The organism is Paenibacillus hunanensis (assembly GCF_014645615.1).
Lineage (GTDB): Bacteria > Bacillota > Bacilli > Paenibacillales > Paenibacillaceae > Saccharibacillus > Saccharibacillus hunanensis.
This window is the reverse complement of the sequence record NZ_BMMB01000005.1, coordinates 28,602-47,654: the sequence shown is the minus strand read 5'-3', so window position 1 is coordinate 47,654 and position 19,053 is coordinate 28,602. Positions and strand designations below refer to the sequence as shown.

The 19,053-nt window shown below is 45.8% G+C and carries 18 protein-coding genes; 11 read left to right on the top strand and 7 right to left on the bottom strand.

All coding sequences use genetic code 11. From position 1 onward, the window contains the following. Window positions 1-96: 96 nt before the first annotated feature. Complete coding sequence (locus tag IEX62_RS11505; protein ID WP_188775682.1) at window positions 97-1,089, bottom strand: DMT family transporter; 993 nt, start codon at window positions 1,087-1,089, stop codon at window positions 97-99. A gap of 386 nt (window positions 1,090-1,475) precedes the next feature. Between IEX62_RS11505 and IEX62_RS11500 the strand changes: the two genes are divergently transcribed. The 3 genes from IEX62_RS11500 to IEX62_RS11490 all read left to right on the top strand — a co-directional run bounded on the left by IEX62_RS11500 (window position 1,476) and on the right by IEX62_RS11490 (window position 4,298). Continuing rightward, the gene (locus IEX62_RS11500) at window positions 1,476-2,918 is read left to right on the top strand and encodes an aminotransferase-like domain-containing protein (RefSeq protein ID WP_188775681.1); all 1,443 of its coding nucleotides are present in this window, start codon (window positions 1,476-1,478) and stop codon (window positions 2,916-2,918) included. A gap of 113 nt (window positions 2,919-3,031) precedes the next feature. Continuing rightward, window positions 3,032-3,619, top strand: a complete 588-nt coding sequence (locus tag IEX62_RS11495) for a TetR/AcrR family transcriptional regulator (protein WP_188775680.1) — start codon at window positions 3,032-3,034, stop codon at window positions 3,617-3,619. A 73-nt stretch (window positions 3,620-3,692) separates the two neighbouring features. Continuing rightward, window positions 3,693-4,298 carry a YjgB family protein gene (locus IEX62_RS11490; RefSeq protein WP_188775679.1) on the top strand — a complete coding sequence of 202 codons (606 nt, stop codon included), beginning with the start codon at window positions 3,693-3,695 and terminating at the stop codon, window positions 4,296-4,298. A gap of 160 nt (window positions 4,299-4,458) precedes the next feature. Here the strand turns inward: IEX62_RS11490 and IEX62_RS11485 are convergent, their stop codons facing one another. Continuing rightward, a complete protein-coding gene (locus tag IEX62_RS11485; RefSeq protein WP_188775678.1) occupies window positions 4,459-5,775 on the bottom strand; it encodes a glutamate-1-semialdehyde 2,1-aminomutase in 1,317 nt (438 codons plus the stop codon). Between the two features lie 698 nt (window positions 5,776-6,473). Further along, window positions 6,474-7,595 (bottom strand): LCP family protein, encoded by a 1,122-nt coding sequence (locus IEX62_RS11480; RefSeq protein ID WP_188775677.1) that lies wholly within the window; start codon window positions 7,593-7,595, stop codon window positions 6,474-6,476. 439 nt (window positions 7,596-8,034) lie between these two features. Here IEX62_RS11480 and IEX62_RS11475 point away from each other — a divergent pair, with 439 nt between their 5' ends. The 4 genes from IEX62_RS11475 to IEX62_RS11460 all read left to right on the top strand — a co-directional run bounded on the left by IEX62_RS11475 (window position 8,035) and on the right by IEX62_RS11460 (window position 11,146). Next, window positions 8,035-9,066, top strand: a complete 1,032-nt coding sequence (locus IEX62_RS11475) for an ABC transporter ATP-binding protein (RefSeq protein ID WP_188775676.1) — start codon at window positions 8,035-8,037, stop codon at window positions 9,064-9,066. Then, window positions 9,059-9,853 carry an ABC transporter permease gene (locus tag IEX62_RS11470; RefSeq protein ID WP_188775675.1) on the top strand — a complete coding sequence of 265 codons (795 nt, stop codon included), beginning with the start codon at window positions 9,059-9,061 and terminating at the stop codon, window positions 9,851-9,853. The genes IEX62_RS11475 and IEX62_RS11470 overlap by 8 nt, the downstream gene beginning before the upstream one ends. Before the next feature lie 10 nt (window positions 9,854-9,863). After that, window positions 9,864-10,652, top strand: coding sequence for an ABC transporter permease (locus IEX62_RS11465; protein WP_188776048.1), 789 nt, complete (start codon window positions 9,864-9,866; stop codon window positions 10,650-10,652). Window positions 10,653-10,876: 224 nt separating this feature from the next. Beyond that, window positions 10,877-11,146, top strand: a complete 270-nt coding sequence (locus IEX62_RS11460; protein WP_188775674.1) for a hypothetical protein — start codon at window positions 10,877-10,879, stop codon at window positions 11,144-11,146. A 121-nt stretch (window positions 11,147-11,267) separates the two neighbouring features. On the opposite strand, the gene IEX62_RS11455 is transcribed toward IEX62_RS11460, so the two are convergent. Then, window positions 11,268-11,825 carry a GNAT family N-acetyltransferase gene (locus tag IEX62_RS11455; protein WP_188775673.1) on the bottom strand — a complete coding sequence of 186 codons (558 nt, stop codon included), beginning with the start codon at window positions 11,823-11,825 and terminating at the stop codon, window positions 11,268-11,270. Window positions 11,826-12,211: 386 nt separating this feature from the next. Here IEX62_RS11455 and IEX62_RS11450 point away from each other — a divergent pair, with 386 nt between their 5' ends. The 3 genes from IEX62_RS11450 to IEX62_RS11440 all read left to right on the top strand — a co-directional run bounded on the left by IEX62_RS11450 (window position 12,212) and on the right by IEX62_RS11440 (window position 13,818). Next, entirely contained in the window at window positions 12,212-12,631 is a 420-nt protein-coding gene (locus tag IEX62_RS11450) for a universal stress protein (protein ID WP_188775672.1), read from the top strand. Window positions 12,632-12,922: 291 nt separating this feature from the next. Beyond that, on the top strand, window positions 12,923-13,387 hold the full coding sequence (gene bcp, locus IEX62_RS11445; protein ID WP_188775671.1) for a thioredoxin-dependent thiol peroxidase: 465 nt from the start codon (window positions 12,923-12,925) through the stop codon (window positions 13,385-13,387). A gap of 191 nt (window positions 13,388-13,578) precedes the next feature. Continuing rightward, window positions 13,579-13,818, top strand: a complete 240-nt coding sequence (locus tag IEX62_RS11440) for a hypothetical protein (protein WP_188775670.1) — start codon at window positions 13,579-13,581, stop codon at window positions 13,816-13,818. 198 nt (window positions 13,819-14,016) lie between these two features. Here IEX62_RS11440 and IEX62_RS11435 read toward each other — a convergent pair whose 3' ends face one another. Further along, window positions 14,017-15,447 (bottom strand): stalk domain-containing protein, encoded by a 1,431-nt coding sequence (locus tag IEX62_RS11435; RefSeq protein WP_188775669.1) that lies wholly within the window; start codon window positions 15,445-15,447, stop codon window positions 14,017-14,019. A 179-nt stretch (window positions 15,448-15,626) separates the two neighbouring features. On the opposite strand from IEX62_RS11435, the gene IEX62_RS11430 reads away from it, so the two are divergent. Then, the gene (locus IEX62_RS11430) at window positions 15,627-16,799 is read left to right on the top strand and encodes a YrpD family protein (RefSeq protein WP_188775668.1); all 1,173 of its coding nucleotides are present in this window, start codon (window positions 15,627-15,629) and stop codon (window positions 16,797-16,799) included. A gap of 68 nt (window positions 16,800-16,867) precedes the next feature. On the opposite strand, the gene IEX62_RS11425 is transcribed toward IEX62_RS11430, so the two are convergent. Together IEX62_RS11425 and IEX62_RS11420 are read right to left on the bottom strand one after the other, a co-directional pair. After that, window positions 16,868-17,509 (bottom strand): DedA family protein, encoded by a 642-nt coding sequence (locus IEX62_RS11425; protein WP_188775667.1) that lies wholly within the window; start codon window positions 17,507-17,509, stop codon window positions 16,868-16,870. Between the two features lie 430 nt (window positions 17,510-17,939). Then, window positions 17,940-18,608, bottom strand: a complete 669-nt coding sequence (locus tag IEX62_RS11420; protein WP_268239809.1) for an alpha/beta hydrolase — start codon at window positions 18,606-18,608, stop codon at window positions 17,940-17,942. Window positions 18,609-19,053 lie beyond the last annotated feature (445 nt).

The window sequence follows — 19,053 nt, the reverse complement described above, 5'->3', positions numbered from 1 at the left end:
CAAATCGGGAATATGCAGATTTGTTTAGGTATACAATATAATTCTATCTCTACTATACCCGATTCGGAAGCAGGGAGAAAGGAAGTCTATACATCGTTAGCTAGTGGGCTTTGTCTGACGGCGCTGACGATTCCAGTTCGTGCCGAGCACACCAACGATGATTAGAAGCGCTCCGATTACATGATAGTACCGAAGCTGTTCATGCAGAATGACCGCTCCAGCAATCATCGAAGTGATCGTAGCAAAATTGCTAAATACGCTCATCTGTGTTGCTTTGAGAATGGACAGCGCATAGCTGGACAGTAGTGTCGTGCCCAGTGAGGACAATACGCCCAGATAGAGCAGTGACATCCAGTAATCCGGTTGTGCCAGCGGTTTAATGTAGCCGCTCATATCACCCTGCACCAGATGCATGACACCAGCGGCGATATTGAAGAGCACGGCAGCGACGATCATCGTTACCCACGTTAGCTCCAGCGGATTGTACATGCGTGTGAGTGGACGTGCCAGCACGCCATAGCCTGCAAACGATAATGCTGAGCCCATTAACAGCAGCATACCGCCGAGATGATCGGCTGACCAGCCTGCACCACCTTGCAGTGCGAAGATAAGCACGACGCCAGACACGGAGAGAAGCAGCGAGAGCTTTTGCATAAGCCGTGTACGTTCTTTGAGAAAATAGGCAGCAAGCAGCATCGTGAAGATCGGCACCGTCGCTTGAATGATGCCCGCCTCTGCGGATGATGCATGCAGTAAGCCGAAGATTTGGAAGCTAAAAAATAGTACAGGTGATAATAAGGCCAGCGGTAAAATGCGCTTCAGATCAGCAAGCCGAATCGACACGCGAATCCAGCCCAGGCTTACTGGAATTGCCATTACGAGTACGGATAGTAGGAAGCGATGAGCGAGCACATCGAGTGGCAGGGCAACGGCAACAGTAATTTTAACGAATAAAAAAGAAAAGCCAATAATGAGCGCATAGGCGAGCGCCGCAGCGTAAGCCCATCCGCGAGAACGGCTGGCTGATGATTCGGATGAATGAAGCGTCTGCTTGGGTGCGGAGCGCCGGGTTGAAGCTTCGGTTGTCATGATGTGATATCCCTCCATTATTACGGAAGCGTATCGGTTTTCGTACGCTGCTCCGTGTTGTATAGATCATAAATTGGATAACGGAAACATAGCACATGTGCACAATGTGTTTGCTTGCCGGGTGTTGATTCCTTCTCAATATAGTCGCTGTAACAAGGAGGCAACAACCGCTTTATTTTGAAACTGTACCGGTACAGAATGTGAACTGTAGTGAGCAGATGAGCATGTAAAAGAATTATAATAAGCGTAAATAGAACCGATTCGGCGTTGGTTAGTTTGTTCGATGTGATGTCAGATTGTACGGTATGGAACCAAACATAGTGAATAGCAATCCAACTTCAAAAAGCTTACTTCATCAAAAGCCGACTTCAAGGGAGGAACCAACTATGAGTAAACATGAACAGCTAGCCGCATTGTTGCAGCGCCAGATCGCGTCCGGTATTCGTCCAGCAGGGGCACGCTTGCCTTCGATTCGGAAAATGGCAGAGCAGCATTCGTGCAGTGCCGCGACTGTGATTCGCGCCTATGAGCAGCTGATTCGCGAGCATTTTGTGTATGTGGTTGATCGTAGTGGGTACTATGTTGCCGCTCAGCATCAGACTGCGCCTGCGATTGCAGAAGGGGAGCAGATCGATATCGCTTCAGCGGCACCGGCGGCAGAGCTGTTTCCGTTCGATGATTTTCAGGGCTGTCTGAATCAGGCGATGAAGCTGTATAGAGATCAGCTATTCACGTATGGAACTGCGCAGGGGCTACCTGCTTTATTGCATGAGGTGCGCGAGCAGCTAGAACGCGTGCAGGTCTTTGCGCGTCCATCGAATCTGTACATCACCTCTGGCGTTCAGCAGGCGCTATCGATTCTGACGATGATGCCGTTTCCCGGTGGACAGCAGCGCATTATGATTGAGCAGCCCGGCTATCATTTACTCATTGAACTACTGGAATCGTTAGACGTACCCGTGGTGGAGGTCGAGCGTACCTCCTGCGGATTGAATATGGAGAAGATCGAGCAGTGGTTTCAGACGGGAGAGATCAAGTTTTTTTACCTGATGCCGCGCTTTCATAATCCGCTTGGACATTCGTTAGCAGCGGTCGATAAGAAGAAGCTGGTCGTACTGGCAGAGCGATACGATGTGTATCTAGTGGAGGATGATTATCTAGCCGATCTGGAGCAGCATACAGGCATCGATCCGCTATATGCGTACGATCGCTCTGATCATGTGATTTATTTGAAAAGCTATTCCAAAATGCTCTTTCCCGGTCTACGCATTGGTGTTGCCGTGCTGCCGGATTGCCTGACCGCGACCTTCTCACGCTACAAAAAGCTACTCGATATCGATAGCTCGGTGCTATCCCAGGCTGCGCTACAGATGTATATTAAAAATGGCATGTATGCGCGTTACCGCAGACTGATGGTGGAGGCGTATCGCAGACGGACGAAGCGGCTACATGCAGCCATCTGCGAGCTAGCGGCGAGCGATCCATTATTTGCGCGTGTGTATCATATCGATGCTGTGCACGCCGTGCTACCATTACCGGATAATTTCCCGATGTCGGCATTGCTGCGCCGATTACAGGAGCTGAATATTGTAGCGGATTCGCTGGATCGTTATTTTATGAAAGATAGTCCGTATCACTGGAATGGGCTGCGGATCAATGTGTCCAATGTGCAGGAGGGGCGTATTGCCCCTACCTTACAGATCGTTGCGGCACAGGTGAGACGACTGATTGCGATGCCACTTGCGTCACCTATGAACAGCACAGCAGATCGTCCCGATTCTAACCGCCTACGTGATGCGGCAGATCCGGTAAATCAGGGTAATGAATAGAATGCTTTCTGAATCATATGTATAATTGAACATGATCAAATTTGACATTAATCGCTGAAACGTGTATTTTAATTACGGAACTATTCGTTTCATAATTGTGAAGGAGACTCGCTATGGAGGGAACAAAGCGTAAGCCTGGCAGACCACCCAGTCAAAAAGCCAGAACTGCCATTTTTAAGGCTACAATGGAGCTATTATTGGAGCACGGTCTTCGTAAAATGACAATCGACAAGGTCGCTGAGCATGCTGGTGTGAGCAAGGCAACGATCTATCGCTGGTGGAGCGACAAGGTACAGCTGTCGATGGAGGCTTTTGTCTATCACGTGCAGATCGAGGGCACGATTATGAACACTGGCAATATTGTGGATGATTACATCGATTGGTTCTGTAAGCTGCATCGCTTCTATTCCAGCCCAGAGGGACGTGTACTGGCACAGATTATGGCGGAAAGTCAGAGTCGGCAGGAGATGCTGTTACCTTTTCAGGAACGGCTGCGCGCGATGCTGTACGACAAATGTATGATCATCTGGAATCGTGCGCTGGAGCGTGGCGAACTGGATGATACGATCGATGCGATGCTGACGATTGAGCTGCTGCATTCACCGTCCAGCTATCGGATGCTGTCTAATCAGCCGCCGCTAGACGATGAAGCGACGGCGAAGATGATTCGCCTGCTATTTCAAGGTATCAAAAAGCAGTAATGCTTTTTAGATCATATAGACGATACATCAAAAGGGAACACTCTAGGCTTTGCCCATCAAGGAGGAATACCAGATGAAATTCACAAGTATGATGTACAAAACAGGAATCGCACTCGCACTAACTGGAGTCGCTACCGCTGGTTCATTCGCTGTCAGCACCAGCCTGACGTCACCGTCTGCCTATGCCGCAAGCACAAGCAGCACGGCGAGCCAGCAAATGACAGGAGCCGCGCTGCTGAACACATTTTATAAGCCAGCATTGAAGGGCATGCTCCCCTCTGCAAATGGCAATCCAGTAGACAAATTCATCGTTGGCAAAACGACGCGTGGTACGGTTGTTGCTACGTATGGCAAGCCGACAACCTCTCGTACGACAGCATCCGGTTATGACATTTATCATGCAGAGATGGGTACACCAGGTTATGCCATGTCCTATAACAGCGCGAATGTGCTGAAGGAAATTCGCTATCTGGGTACACAGGTTGAGCGTAAGCAGACAATTGGCAGCATTACGATGAGCGTGCTCAAGAAAACATGGTATGCACCAAGCTCGACGTCGACAATGACGACAGGCGGTCAGAAGCAAACGAAGCTGACGTACAACCGTGGAGACTATAAGCTGGAGTTCATCTACAATAGCCCGACCGATCTGGATCATATTAATCTGCTGAAAAAATAAAAGTATCTTATAAATAAACATCTAAATATACAAACATCCCCACCGTATTCCGACGATACGGTGGGGATGTTTTGTTGTAAAGCACTGTGAGCCTATTTACTCTGCGAACTCTATTTCTTATTCTGTAAACTTCTATTTCTTATTTAAAAGAAAAGCAATCTTATTTCCCCTGCGATACCAGCTTCATCGCTTCATCCGCCGCTTCCAGCGTCAGATCAATATCGCCATCGGTATGGGCAGTCGTCAGGAACCATGCTTCATACTTGGATGCTGCCAGACAGATGCCGCGATCCAGCATATGACGGAAGAAGGCTGCGAATTGCTCGCCATCTGTATCCTGTGCTTCATCATAATTCGTAACCGGATGATCGCAGAAATGCGTGGAGAACGCGCCGCGAATACGGTTAATGGTCAGCGGTACGCCATAGCGCTCTGCCGAAGACTGGATGCCATCGGTCAGGCGAATCGCCAGACGCTCCATTTCTTCGTATACACCCTGACCTTGCAGCACTTCCAGACAGGCGATACCCGATGCGATCGATGCCGGGTTGCCTGCCATCGTGCCTGCTTGATAGGCAGGGCCAAGCGGAGCGACCTGATCCATAATATGCTTGCGACCGCCATAGGCACCGATCGGCAGACCGCCACCGATAATTTTGCCCAGTGCCGTCAGATCGGGCGTGATCTCGTCGTGGTTATCGAGTCCAGCATACGTTTGAGCAGAGCCATAATGGAAGCGATACGCGGTGATGACCTCATCGTAAATAACGAGTGCACCGTGCTCATGCGCCATGCGGCATAGCCCTTCCAGGAAGCCCTTCTCCGGCATCACCATACCGAAGTTACCGACGATCGGCTCAACCATCACAGCGGCAACTTCTTCGCCCCAGTGCTCCAGCGCTTCTTTTAATCCGTCCAGATTGTTAAAAGGCACGGTGATCACTTCATTCGCGATACTGGCTGGAACGCCTGCACTATCCGGTGTACCAAGTGTGGATGGGCCGGAGCCAGCGGCAACGAGCACCAGATCGGAGTGACCGTGGTAGCAGCCAGCGAATTTGATAATTTTTGTACGTCCTGTATACGCGCGTGCGACACGGATAGTCGACATGACCGCTTCGGTACCGGAGTTGACGAAACGAACCTTATCGAGCGATGGAATGCTCTCTTTAAGCATTTGCGCCATATGGATTTCTAGCTCGGTTGGTGTACCGTACAAAATGCCGTTTTCCGCTGCGCGTGTGATGGCTGCGGTAATATGCGGATGCGCATGTCCGGTGATGATCGGGCCGAAGGCTGCCAGATAATCGATGTATTTGTTACCGTCTACATCGAAGAAATGAGCGCCGCGAGCAGAGGACATGAATACGGGCGCACCACCGCCAACGGCTTTGAAGGAGCGGGATGGGCTATTCACACCGCCCACGATATGCTGGAGTGCCTGTTCATATAATTGTTCCGAACGTTTTCGGTTCATGGGTATAATCTCCTTTGTATTGGGATGGTGTTGGGGTTTTATGAGGTTTTGAGGTGGATCACTCCGGGAAGGAATAAGGGGACGGACTCAGTGGAGCCGCGGGAATCTTTTGGATGAGGAGTACATGAAGATTCCCGCCCCTCGGAAAGGGTAAGATATTTTGCTTTGCAAAAATCACTCTCTCATTGAACCACGTGTTAGAAAAGCACTAACACTGTAAGTCGTCCTTTCCCCTTATTTCCTTCCCTTCGTTCCCTGCATCTCGCACCTGTATTTAAAATCCAACATCCAGGATTTTGAGGCATGAAAAGCAAAGTAGAAAATTAAGAAGTGAAATTAAGATTTAGATGTGCTTCTAACTCTCAAGTAGTGGATGTACAATCTTTAATTCAAAATCTTAATTCTTAGATCCTAAATCCTACATTCCAAATCTTACATCCAAAATCTAAAATCTAAAATCTAAAATCTAAAATCTAAAATCCTAAATCCGAGCGTTACGTTGTTGAAAGACCGTATCTATTTTAACATGACCATCCTTATTGGCAAATGACGATGGTATGAACAAATGGGTACAAATCGCTCATTGAAACGGGTTAGACATGTGATTGGACAGCAAAAAGGAAGCTTCGGTGAACGAAGCTTCCTTTGGATTGTTTATTTACTGGAAATAAATGGAGTGTTGATCAGCAATGAATGCTTTATTTACTGGATGATGTCGAGCTTGATTCTGGGCTAGAAGAGCTATTGCCTGTCGTACTGGATGATGGTGTACTGGACGAGCTAGAGCCTTCGGTGGAGCTGCTTGCTTCGGGATCAGTGGAAGTACCTGATTTGCCATCTGATGATACTGGAACAGGGTCGGTCGTTGTTTTGCTCAGAGCGTCCTGTACGAATTGTTTCAGCTTACTTTCGCTGCTGATGCCGATTACCTGGGCACCGCCCACATGTTTTTCGACGAGCAGGTTATTCGGTGGGAGCTGGTCGCTGCCGCTCATTTTGCTATCGTAGGCAACGCTGGCGAGCTTCCACAGATCGTCGACACTCAGGTTCGTATCGATATATGGGTTCACCTGTTTTAAAATGTCCGGCAGATTCATAATCGAGGTGGTCGATTTTAATTTATCACCGACTGCTGTCAGGAAGGCACGCTGACGTTCGGTACGGGAGAAGTCGGACATGGCATCATGGCGGAAACGAACGTATTGCAATGCTGTTTTACCGTCCAGATGCTGCATGCCGGCTTTCAGATCGATGTCGTACTCATGCTTATCTGCTGCGCTGACGTAATGCATATCCTTTTCTACATTAAAGTCAATGCCGCCCACGGCATCGACGAGTTTAATGAAGCCCTGGAAGTCGGTGTATACATAATATTGCACCGGAATACCGAGCACATCGCTTACCGTCTGCATGGCGGTTGTTGGGCCATGTGTGATCGCCGAGTTGATGCGGTTCTGATCATGTCCCGGAATGTCGACGTACGTATCACGCAAGATCGAGAACAGATGGATCGTCTTTTTCACCGGATCAAGCGAGGCAACAAGCATCGTGTCCGAACGAGGCACTTCGCCGTCGTTCGATTGACGGGAGTCGACACCCATGAGCAAAATATTAACGGGCTCGGTTCCTTCCCATACGGGAGGAGCAGCTGCGACCGCGGTATTGGTCGGTATATTTTTGAATGGAGAATCGCCGCCTGTTTTTTGCAGAGCGCCAATCTGGTTATACACTGCTGTAAAGTAATAAATGGCATAGCCGATGACCGCCACGGCGATAATGCCCAGGCTCCATAACAGCGTACGCTTTGTTTTTGATTTCATGCACGTTCTTCCTTTCAAGGATGGGGTTTCGCGATGTATAAGGGTGTACCTCATATTCGGACAAACAAAAACTGCACAGAGACACTTCGTGCCTATGCATCTGCGATATGCATGGCGGATAAAAGTTAATAGCTTTGCATTGTGTTAACAACACCCGTACATTATAATTTCTTTTCGGGCAACAATCAATTCTGACATAGCGGTGGAACAGGCGGATGTGCTGCTGTCAATCCCTCTTTTTCTGTACCCTATCATACGGCGGTTTGGTGACGAAAAAAAGAGAATAAAAATGACAATCCTGTTGCTGTACGCAGCATTTTACATCGATTTTGTCATGAATAGGATGGACAGACCTTCCGCAGGCTCAGTCTCTACTCAAGTGGGCAGACCATTTTATAGATTATACGGCGACGATTACGCCGTCACAAAGGAGTGCACTATGCAGGCAATCGAGGTTCATCAATTACGCAAAAACTTCCGCATCCAGCAAAGCCGCGGTGGGCTCAAGGGCGCGCTGCAAGACCTGTTCGCTAGAGAATATCGCGAGGTAGCTGCGGTCAATGATATTAGCTTTACGATTCCGCAGGGAGAGATCTGCGGCTATATCGGTGAAAATGGTGCCGGTAAATCAACTACAATCAAAATGCTCACCGGTATTCTCGTACCGACCTCCGGTGACATTCGTGTCAACGGCTACGTTCCTTATCTGGAGCGTGAGAAATTCGTCAACGGCATCGGTGTCGTTTTCGGACAACGCAGTCAGCTCTGGTGGGATATCGGTGTGATCGAATCCTTCCAATTATTACGCAAGGTATACGGCGTATCCGAGTCGGATTTTCGTAAGCGACTGGATGAGCTGGTGGAGCGTCTGGAGCTACAGGAGCTGCTCAGTCGTCCGGTGCGTAAGCTCAGTCTGGGACAGCGTATGCGCTGTGAGCTGGTAGCAGCACTGCTGCATAATCCATCGATCGTCTTCCTTGATGAGCCAACGATTGGACTCGATATCGTGGTCAAATCCGAAATTCGTGAATTTCTAAAAGAACTCAATCGCACGCAGGGCACAACCATTCTGCTGACCACGCATGATCTACAGGATATCGAAGCGCTCTGCTCACGCGTCATTATGCTCGATGCGGGCAGCATCATTTACGATGGCGGACTGGATGAACTCAAGTCGCGCTGGGGCAGTGGACGTGCGGTACGATTCCAATTTGGTAAGGCGGTGACCGCAGCCGAGCTAACTGCATGGACGGGGGGCTTGCCGGTCACATGGACACAGGAGAGTGAACTGGTCGCTACAGCGCTTATTCCGGTAGATACCGCGGTATCGGATTTATTTTCACGCGTGCTCGGTGCCGCTGAAGTAACGGATGTACAGATTTCCGAGACGAGTACGGATGAGATTGTACGCCAGATTTACAGCTCAGGATCAGCGGAGAAGCCGGGAGCAGGAGGCATCCTTCATGTCTAGTCTGTATCTCGACTTTATCCGAATTCGCTTTCTGACGATGCTGGCGTATCGGGTGAATTATTATTCCGGCATTCTCGTGTATACGCTCAATATTGGGGTGTACTATTTTACCTGGCAAGCAATCTATGGTGGCAAGGAGCAGCTGGCTGGCTTCACAGCGGCACAGATGACGACCTATGTGGCGGTATCATGGATGGCGCGTGCCTTTTACTTTAACAATCTGGATCGGGAGATTGCGACCGAGATTCGAGATGGTACGATTGCGATTCAATTTATCCGTCCGTACAATTATTTGCTCGTGAAAATGATGCAGGGCTTTGGCGAGGGACTGTTCCGGTTCACCATGTTTATGATTCCGGGCATGATTATTGCGATTATACTGTTTCCGGTGCAGTTGCCGACAAGCCCGGTATCGTGGATTGGATTTCTCGTGATGCTATTTTTTAGTTTCCTTATTAATACACAGCTTAATATTCTCGTTGGATTGATGGCATTTTTTATCGAAAATAACGATGGGCTGATGCGTATGAAGCGTGTTGTGGTCGATCTGTTCTCCGGGCTGCTCATTCCGATTAGCTTCTTCCCGGGCTGGCTCGTATCGATTATGAACTTTTTGCCGTTTCAGGCGATCACGTACTTGCCGGGCTCGGTATTTACAGGACGTGTACAGGGGACAGGCATTCTGGAAGTGCTGGGTATTCAGGTGCTCTGGTTTGTGATTTTGCTTGTGCCAATGATTATCGTATGGCGTGCCGCCCGGGTACGACTGTTCGTGCAGGGAGGTTGAGTCGATGCGAATCGCATATTATGTTGGGCTGATCTGGGAGTATTTTACGAATTATATGAAAACAAGGCTGACGTATCGCGCCGACTTCTGGGTCGAAGTGATCTCGGATCTGCTGTTTCAGGCAACCAATCTGATCTTTATCTTCGTTGTGTTTGCTCATACCGAGACGCTGGGCGGCTTTACCGAAGCTGAGGTTGTGTTCGTGTATGGCTACTTTATGGTGCCATATGGACTGTATAGCTGCTTTATTAATCTGTGGAATTTCGGAGATCGGTATATTGTAAAGGGCGAGATGGATCGCATTCTCACCCGTCCAGCGCATAGTCTGTTTCAGATTTTTTTGGAAAATCTAGACCCGCCTTCATTGATCGGCTCGGCGATTGGACTGATCATTATGATCTGGAGCGGTGGGCAGCTGGGGCTGGATATGCAGTGGTGGTTCATCCCTGTTATGATCCTGATGGTGATTGGCTCGACGCTCATCTATGCTGGAATCTACATTATATTAACGTCGGTATCGTTCTACTCGGATTCACCAACCGGCATCATTCCGCTGATGGTGAATATTCAGACCTACGGGCGTTATCCGATCACGATCTATAACCGCGTGATCCAGATTGTACTGACATGGGTATTGCCGTTTGCATTTGTAGGCATCTATCCAGCGGCACTGTTCCTGCAACGTCAGGAGATGCTGACGATGGCATGGCTGACACCGGTGATGGGGCTGGTCTTCTTTACCGCCAGTCTGCTCCTATGGAATACTGGGGTGAAGCGGTATCGTGGGGCAGGCTCGTAACAGAACATCAGTGCATATCTGAGAAAACTCGCAAACTTAAAAAGAGTTAAACGATTGGAAAAGTCGTGCCAGAATAATTCTGACACGGCTTTTTTGCTTGGATTATCCTACTCTATTCATTACAGTAACAACGGTTATAGTCATTCCTATGCTATTTAAAAGGCACTAGGGCTGTTTGATAGCACTACAACAGGTGAAATATCGAAATCATATGCTTTTTTAAAATGTATCTCAATTTTACGCCCAGGGTCATTATCGATCAGGACTGCATCGAGGTTCGTCAGGATGGTATCCATCTGACAGCAACACAGGTATACGAGAAAACAGCTGAGGATGGTACGGTATCTGACGCAGATGTGAGCTGGGATTACGTGATCACTCAGCAGCCGAATACAGACAAATGGTGGGTCGACTCCGGTTATTCTGGCTGGAATAGCGCACTGAATGCGAGCAATAAGCTTGAGAAGTCAGCCAGCAACGCGACGACCACCTGATTATAGATATATATATTAAAAAGATTCTCGGTTTATCGATAAAAAGCATCTCTACTCATCAGCGATCCAGCGGAATTATCAGCCACCGTCGTTGTATGAAAGAGATGCTTTTCCTTTTGCCTTAATCGTTCGGATTCACGATTCCCAGCGTCACATGATCTTGCCAGACACCATTAATCTTCACATTTTTCCGTGCTAGCCCTTCACGTTCGAAGCCGGACTTCTCCAGCACACGAATCGAGCCTATATTGTGCGGCATGACGCCTGCCTCCAGTCGGTGAAAATGTAGCTGCTCAAACGCATACTGCACTACCAGCTTCACCGCATCGGTCATGATGCCTTGTCCGTTATAGGCTGCATCAAGAAAATAGCCAATCCAGCAGCTCTGGAGGTTACTCCGTACCACTTCGGTTAGCATAATATAGCCGATAATTTGCTCAGTCTCACGATGAACAATCACGAACCAGTAGCCATAATCCTGCTCTGCACGCTCGATACGAGTCTGTGCAACCTGCTGCTGTCCTTCCAATGTATAAAATGATTCATCATGCGTCCCCGTAAACTGCTGGAAAAACTCACGATTACGCGTTTCCAGCGTCAACATCTGCGCTGCGTCTTCGCTGTGGATCAGACGTACCTGTATGCGGTCATTTTGTAATACAGTAGCTAGTTTGGTCATGAGATCAAGCTCCTTTGTCAGAGTGTGGCAAACGGATGCATGGGGAAGTGTTGGTAAAAGATGCACTGAGTAAAGCGGTGATCCTGTGCCCATTTACTCCATTGGAATTCGATTTCTTTGAAATAAGACGAGTGACACGATATGGAGTACAAGCGTAAAGCCAGCTCAAGCTATGTAGGTAGGGAGATACCATTCTATACTAGCATACTACAGACACGATCCCAATTTTACATAGAAGCATCGGATTAGCATCATCTCACCCAATGCACGTAACAGCCTGTAGCTAAATGGGTATATATGATCAAGAGCGTTATATCGCCTCGCCTTGGTAAGCTGCAATACGACATAACGCGAATGGCTACCATGCCCAAAAAGGAGTGTTCACGATGTACAAGCATATCCTTATTGCTGCTGATGGATCAGATAACTCGGTCAGAGCGGCGACTGAAGCGGTGAAGCTGGCACATATGAGTACAGACACATTCGTCGAAGTGCTACTGGTCATCGATCCAGATCGAATACGAGACGAAGTGCTACATTCACCGAACCATGAGGAGATCGAGTTTTACCGTCAGGAGAGATTACAGCCTGTGCTGGATGTACTATCTGGAGCAGAGTTGCAGCCCAAGCTGACCACGGTAAAAGGCGAGCCTGGCCCGACAATCGTAAAATATGCAGATGCTAATAATGTAGACCTCATTGTGATCGGCACCCGTGGCTTGAATGCCTTGCAGGAATTTGTACTTGGCAGTGTGAGCCATAAGGTGGTGAAGCGCGCTCATTGTCCGGTGTTAATCGTGAAGTAATGGAGTTGTAGGGAGTGGGTAAGCTCTTGCCAGATGGATCATATCCAAGTAAATACAGGTAGGTCGAGTAATGGGCAGGCTAGATATCGACCTAGTCACCCTGAATGAGACTTCTCGCTTACTCGACGCTTACTCGACCTTTGCTTATCGATACCTTTCGAGTGTAGCCAGCGTGGGAGAGCAGAGATAGAATGCATACGGCGCTTCTTTTCACAGTCGTATCTTTCTACTATTATATACATGAGAGTATCGTAGCAAGACCTAACCATATATTGAAAAGGAGCTATAACCATGAGTGAATTGCAAATTGGACAGCCTGCACCGGACTTTACACTGGAGGCATCCGGTGGTAAAGAAATCTCCTTGAGCGACTATCGCGGACGCAAAGTTGTATTGTATTTCTACCCGAAGGATAATACCTCCAGCTGCACGCAGGAAGCCTGTGACTTCCGCGATAGTACTGCTGGCTACGAACAACACGGTGCTGTCGTACTCGGTATTAGCCCGGATAGCGTCAAGTCGCATGACAAATTTATCGCCAAGCACGAGCTACCGTTTCCATTGCTTGCCGATCCCGATCATGCTGTAGCAGAAGCCTATGGAGTCTGGCAGCTCAAAAAGATGTATGGCAAGGAATACGAGGGCATCGTGCGCTCCACCTTCCTGATTGACGAAGAAGGCAATCTACAGCAGGAATGGCGTAATGTAAAGGTCAAAGGGCATGTGAATGCTGTGCTAGAAGCGATCCAGGCGTAGGACGCATAGTATTAACGACGATATGAACGATAGGCAATCGTTGAAGAGGCATACAAAAAACCACCACCCGAGCCGCAGGTAAGCGTCTGGGTGGTGGTTTTTTGCGCATATATGCAAAATGGGGTATGCTGATTAGAGATAGTAGTGTTCATTTATACATATTAAACGTAGCATGAAGAAGGAGGTACAGCATGAATTATGTGATTGCCGCCATCATCCTGTATACCATTATTGCCCTTGCTTATCGAGTTTTTCGTCGTCCCGGTCGTTATCGCTTGGAGAACTTTGGTATGACAGTTAGCACGATCGTATTATCGCTGTTGATCCAGCCCATGACTTCAACACTGTTTTATGCAATTGCGATAGCGGATATTGTGATCGTTGTGCTGTTGTTGCTTAGTATGCGTTCGAATGGACGAAGGATGGTGTAAGAGCAGTGTTATAAATTATAGAAATATCATCTAAATAAACAAAGAGGAGTAGTCAGTTAAACATACTCCGCTTTGTTTATTTCATATGTTGCTACTAAATACGATAGATCGTTATATTTAGCTGATCTTATCATGGACTTCAATGACTAAATTTGATAATTCTGTAACTAAATATTATTCATTTTTTAGCGAAAACTATTATTTCGAAGAATTATTCGTATTAATTGTCACGGTATAGTCGGCACTGTTCCAATTGACATGAGCACCAATCGTTTCTGAAATAAAGCGCAGTGGAATAAAGATGCTCTCATTCGCATATTGAGGAGGTGCAGATAAAGGCACTTCCTTGCCGTTAACAATAGCAGTATTTTTGCCTTTGGTTAGTTGAATAGTGGTAGAGCCGCTTGTAACTAATACATCGTTTCTGTTTTTCCGATCCCATGTGACCGTTGCATTCATTTTTTCGAACAAGCCTCGAACAGGTACATAGACAGAGCTGTTTATGAGGATTGGAACGTTAGACATACGAAGTTGCTGTCCATTCAATTGTACATCGATGGCTTTTTGAACAATTACAGGAGTAGAACTCCCCCTTAAAAATGGATTTCCTATTCCAAGCTGTCCAGCGTTATTCATACCCAGACTATGAACAAATCCTGTTTTATCTAATGCAAGTGTGAAGCTATTTCCAGATGTTACTTGAATAATATCCTTCAACCCAGGTACTTGTTGAATAGAAGTGGGATCAGTTGTTGGATCAATTTGCCATACTTTATGATCATTTGTAATGACATAAATATAACTTGATGCCCAGCTATCTGTTGAAATAACAGGCGATTTTAAGCTGTAGATCTTAGGTTTGGAGTTACCTTTATATAAATTCCAATACACTACTTGACCTTTTGCGTTTGTGGCTACAATTTTGGCATAACTCATGTGTATAGAGTTAATATTTTTACCATCTACAAGCAAAGTAGGTGAAGTACTCGAACTATTAACAGAACCCCATCCCCAAAGGGTACCATCATTTTTCAATGCAATAGAATAATTATCGTAGGATGCAATGGCTTTAACTTGATCAAGTCCGGATAAGCGTATAGGTGTTTTCACTACTGGCATTGTAGCTATTTTTGCTTTATCTAATTGCCCAGTATCATTGGATCCCCATCCCCATACTTGCCCTGTGTTGTCCAAAGCAAGAAAATGTTTTGCACCTGTAGCAATAGAGGTCATATTTTTCAAGTCTTGAACTTGCACAGGTGAAGTTGTTTTTTGGCCGCTGGGATCATCCACGCCCCACGTATATACAAGACCGTTATCTGTTAGTGCGCTTGAATAGACATCAGATCCAGGAGCAATACTCGTAAATGTAGGAGTAGAGTCTGGAAAAGAAATGGGAGATAGATGAATAGAAGTATCCCCTGTTCCAGCATATCTTCCCGATCCACCCCATGTCCATGTCGTTCCTTTACTATCAATAGCATAAGCACTACCTGGTGAAGCTTGTATGTAGACAATCGACTGAAGTGCATGTGTTGTACTATTTTGAGCTGATGTTGTTTGAACAGGTAAGAATAGGCTAAGACAAAAACAAATGCACAAAGGTATGATGTACTTACTTACTTTCATTAAATGTTCCTCCTGATTTAATATGGTTTTTATTACATAAAGAGTATATCCTGTTAAAGGAAGATACACAAATACAAATATAAACAAAAAAATATATTTACATATCTCTAATTAATTGATATAAGAATAATGTTAAGAAAAAAAATACATATTGAAGGAGGGGCGGAGTTAATTGATTTTTGAAAATTAAATATATAATAATAGAGGTGAAGAGCTTGAAGAAAATTATAATATTATTCATGATCGTTTCCTTATTAATCGGAGCATTATCTTTTAAATTTACAGAGGCTAAAGGGAACGATATTAGTTCTACAGTAACAGGGAATACATATGGACAAGATAATAATCTATTATCTTCGTTTGTTAAAGTAACAAATTCAGCTAATGTTTCATCTCAAGACGTGAATAGTTTTATTTTTAAAGCCCAAAACGTGATCATGGAAGAAAAAAAAGAACAAAGCCCGCAAATATCTACTTTTTCTCAAAGCTTGGTAACAAATAAAGAAGCTTATGATTACTTTTATATTGATGGAGAAAATAAAAATTTATATTTTTATGAAGATTCCCCTAGTACAAGTCCAATCGCTAAAATTGTGAATTTAGATACTAAAATAGCTAATGATTTTATTTCTAAACAAACTTCTAACAATATTTATATGCAGAATTTGGCAGCAGTTTCTACGATTTCAGGTGGAATCGGAGCAAGAGCATTTGTATCTACAGGTAATCTTCTAGAAGCTCGAATACATACTGACGGTAATGTAGGAGTATTAGAGAGTAATAAGGGTACAACTTATACTTATGTCGGATTTACGGGAAACACAGAAGCAGATGCTGGTTTACAATATAGTCCAAAAAGCCAAAATGGTGTTCAAGCTTGGAAACCATATATGAAAGTTGGTGAGAATTATCCTTGGGGTAATGACACCATGTTAAGTGGTTACGATGCTGTACAGTACAATAATGGATTTATTCCAGGCGAAGATGTACAAGTTAGTTTTTGGAAAAAGTATTTTCATGATAATGTTAGTACTGCAAGAGTGAAGTTACAAGGTATGGCGAAGTGTGCCAATTCGACTTGTTCCAATGCTACTCCCACGAAATTAGCAGTCATTATGGAGAAAAATGGTAGTGGAATTGCAGAGATTACAAATTATAAAATATTAGCTACTATAGCTGATATAAAAGATCCGCAAACACATGCGGTGATTACCAAAGCTTCTGGCTCGCTTAATACTTCCGTCAGTAATATCACTGTAGATGGTATTTCTCGTGTACCTACACAATCTGCTAAAAGTAGTAACAGTAGTATGAGTATATCGTCTAATAGTGTAAGTTTTAATATCAGGTAAACAGAAAAAAAGAGCAACGTTATAAGTTATAAACGTTGCTCTTTTTTCTATACCGCTAACTAGCCGCCCTATTCCTCCGACTTCTTCTTACCAAATCGATCTACCAGATAAATCCCCATCTGCCGACGATACTTCACGATCACTGCCGCTACAATCAGCGCCACAATAATCGCAATCGCTTCAGCCGAGTACTCGTGAATCCAGTGAAAGATCTGATTCCATTGCGGCCCGAAAATCTTCCCCAACAACGTAAACGTCAGCACCCATAGGAAAGCCCCACTGTACGCATACGCCGCAAATCGCCAAAATTTATAATTCATAATCCCCGAAAAGTACCCTGTAAAATGGCGCACCCCCGGAATAAAATACCCAACGAAAACGAGCGTGTAGCCATACTTATTAAACCACTTCTGCGCTTTATCGAGCTTATGCTCAGGCAGTAAAATCCATTTGCCGTATTTACGCATAAAGGGCAAGCCTGCCTTTTTACCGATAAAATACGTGATCATCATCCCGATTGTCGTGCCTGCAAATGCACATAATAAAACAAATCCAAAATGCAAATGCTGCATATACGATAAATATCCGGCATACGCCATCGTCGTCTCACCCGGAAAAGGCAAAGCGATAAACTCCAGCAGCAAGCCGAGAAAGAGCACCAGGTAGCCATGATGCGTGAATAAAGACTCCAAATATTGCACGATTCCCATGAGATTGCCTCCACAAGCTAGAATGATTCTTAGTATACTACAACGAAGTGGCGTTTCTGTGCCCATGCCTGAACAAAATGGGGCAACCGCGTTCTTCTATTAATAACGGAAATTTCCATTCATATATGAATAGGATACGCTATATGTGTGAAGCAAGCTACTTCTTTAGCTGATGGATTCCTTGACCATACACCATATAGTAGACATTTATGCGTACAAAGGAGAGCATTTATTAGTATTCAAGTTTGTACATGTATATTAGATGCCTTTTTACATGAACAGCAAGGTGGCAATACAGAAGAATGATAGGGTACGCTCCTATAGACATAGACATAGACATAGATATAGACACAGACATAAGTGCAGACAGAGATGCAGGTGCAGACGGAAGGCATAGCCACCAATATTCAGCAGCATCAGCTCGCTCCAGCTACCTCACATGATGCGTATCGATCCAGCTCTGCACCGCCTCGAACACCTCAATTTTACGCGCTGCATAACAGACCAGATGCCCGCTAGCAGGTACAATGACCACTCGCTTATGCGGCGTACCTAGATGCTCTGCCAGATACGAGACGCTTTTCATCTTCACCAGATGATCCCGATCGCCCTGTATGATCAGTACAGGAAGCTGAATATCAGGATAGATCGCAAACGATTCACGAACGATCCGGTAAAATTCGCGTGTCGCGCTGGATGGCACGACGAAGAAATTACGAATATAAGCCTTAACCATCGGCCACTGATATAGCGTGCGCATAATCTGCTGCGGATTGAGTGGGAACACAGGCGCAGATAGCATCGTTAACGAGCCAATCTGCTTCGGGTATTTTATGACCAGATGAGCGGCAATCAATGCCCCTGTAGAAAAGCCGATCAGGTGAACCGTAGGATAGTCTGCCAGCAATTGCTGAAGTTCTACTTCTGCACTCTGAATCCAATCATGACGACTGGCATTACGAAGCTGCGCCTTACTGCCGCCATGGCCGTGCAAAGTAAACATTTTGACCGTATATCCCTGTGCTTCTAAATATTCAGCTAACGGAGACACCTCATATTCTCCCCCGGTGAACCCGTGGATAAGCAAGCATACCTTCACAATAAGCTCCTTTAGTTTTTAGGATAGTAAGATATGTTAAGGGTAAGATCGTTTGCCTCATCCAAACCGATGCATGGAATCCCTTGCTAGCAAGGCACGAACAAGGCAAAATAGAATAGAGCACATAAGGCGTTCAGTCGTACTCATCTCTACTCAGCGCATGTGTTCGTCCTACCGAATGCTAGATCATTATCCTGAAAATGTATTCTATACAATAAAAAGTCTAACAAATGACAAGCAGGAACTCCAGTACAGTGCAAGCTCTCGTGCTTCCGCATCGATATCCAAGCAGCATCACGCTATCTCTTCCTTCCATATACATGTACACTTCCTACCAGCTGCCACTGCAATATCTACACTTCTCCTTTACCTGTTATGAAAAAAACAATGAAATCATGTGAAAAATGCTGAAATCTAGGTACGACAAGCCTTGACGGTCTCTTTT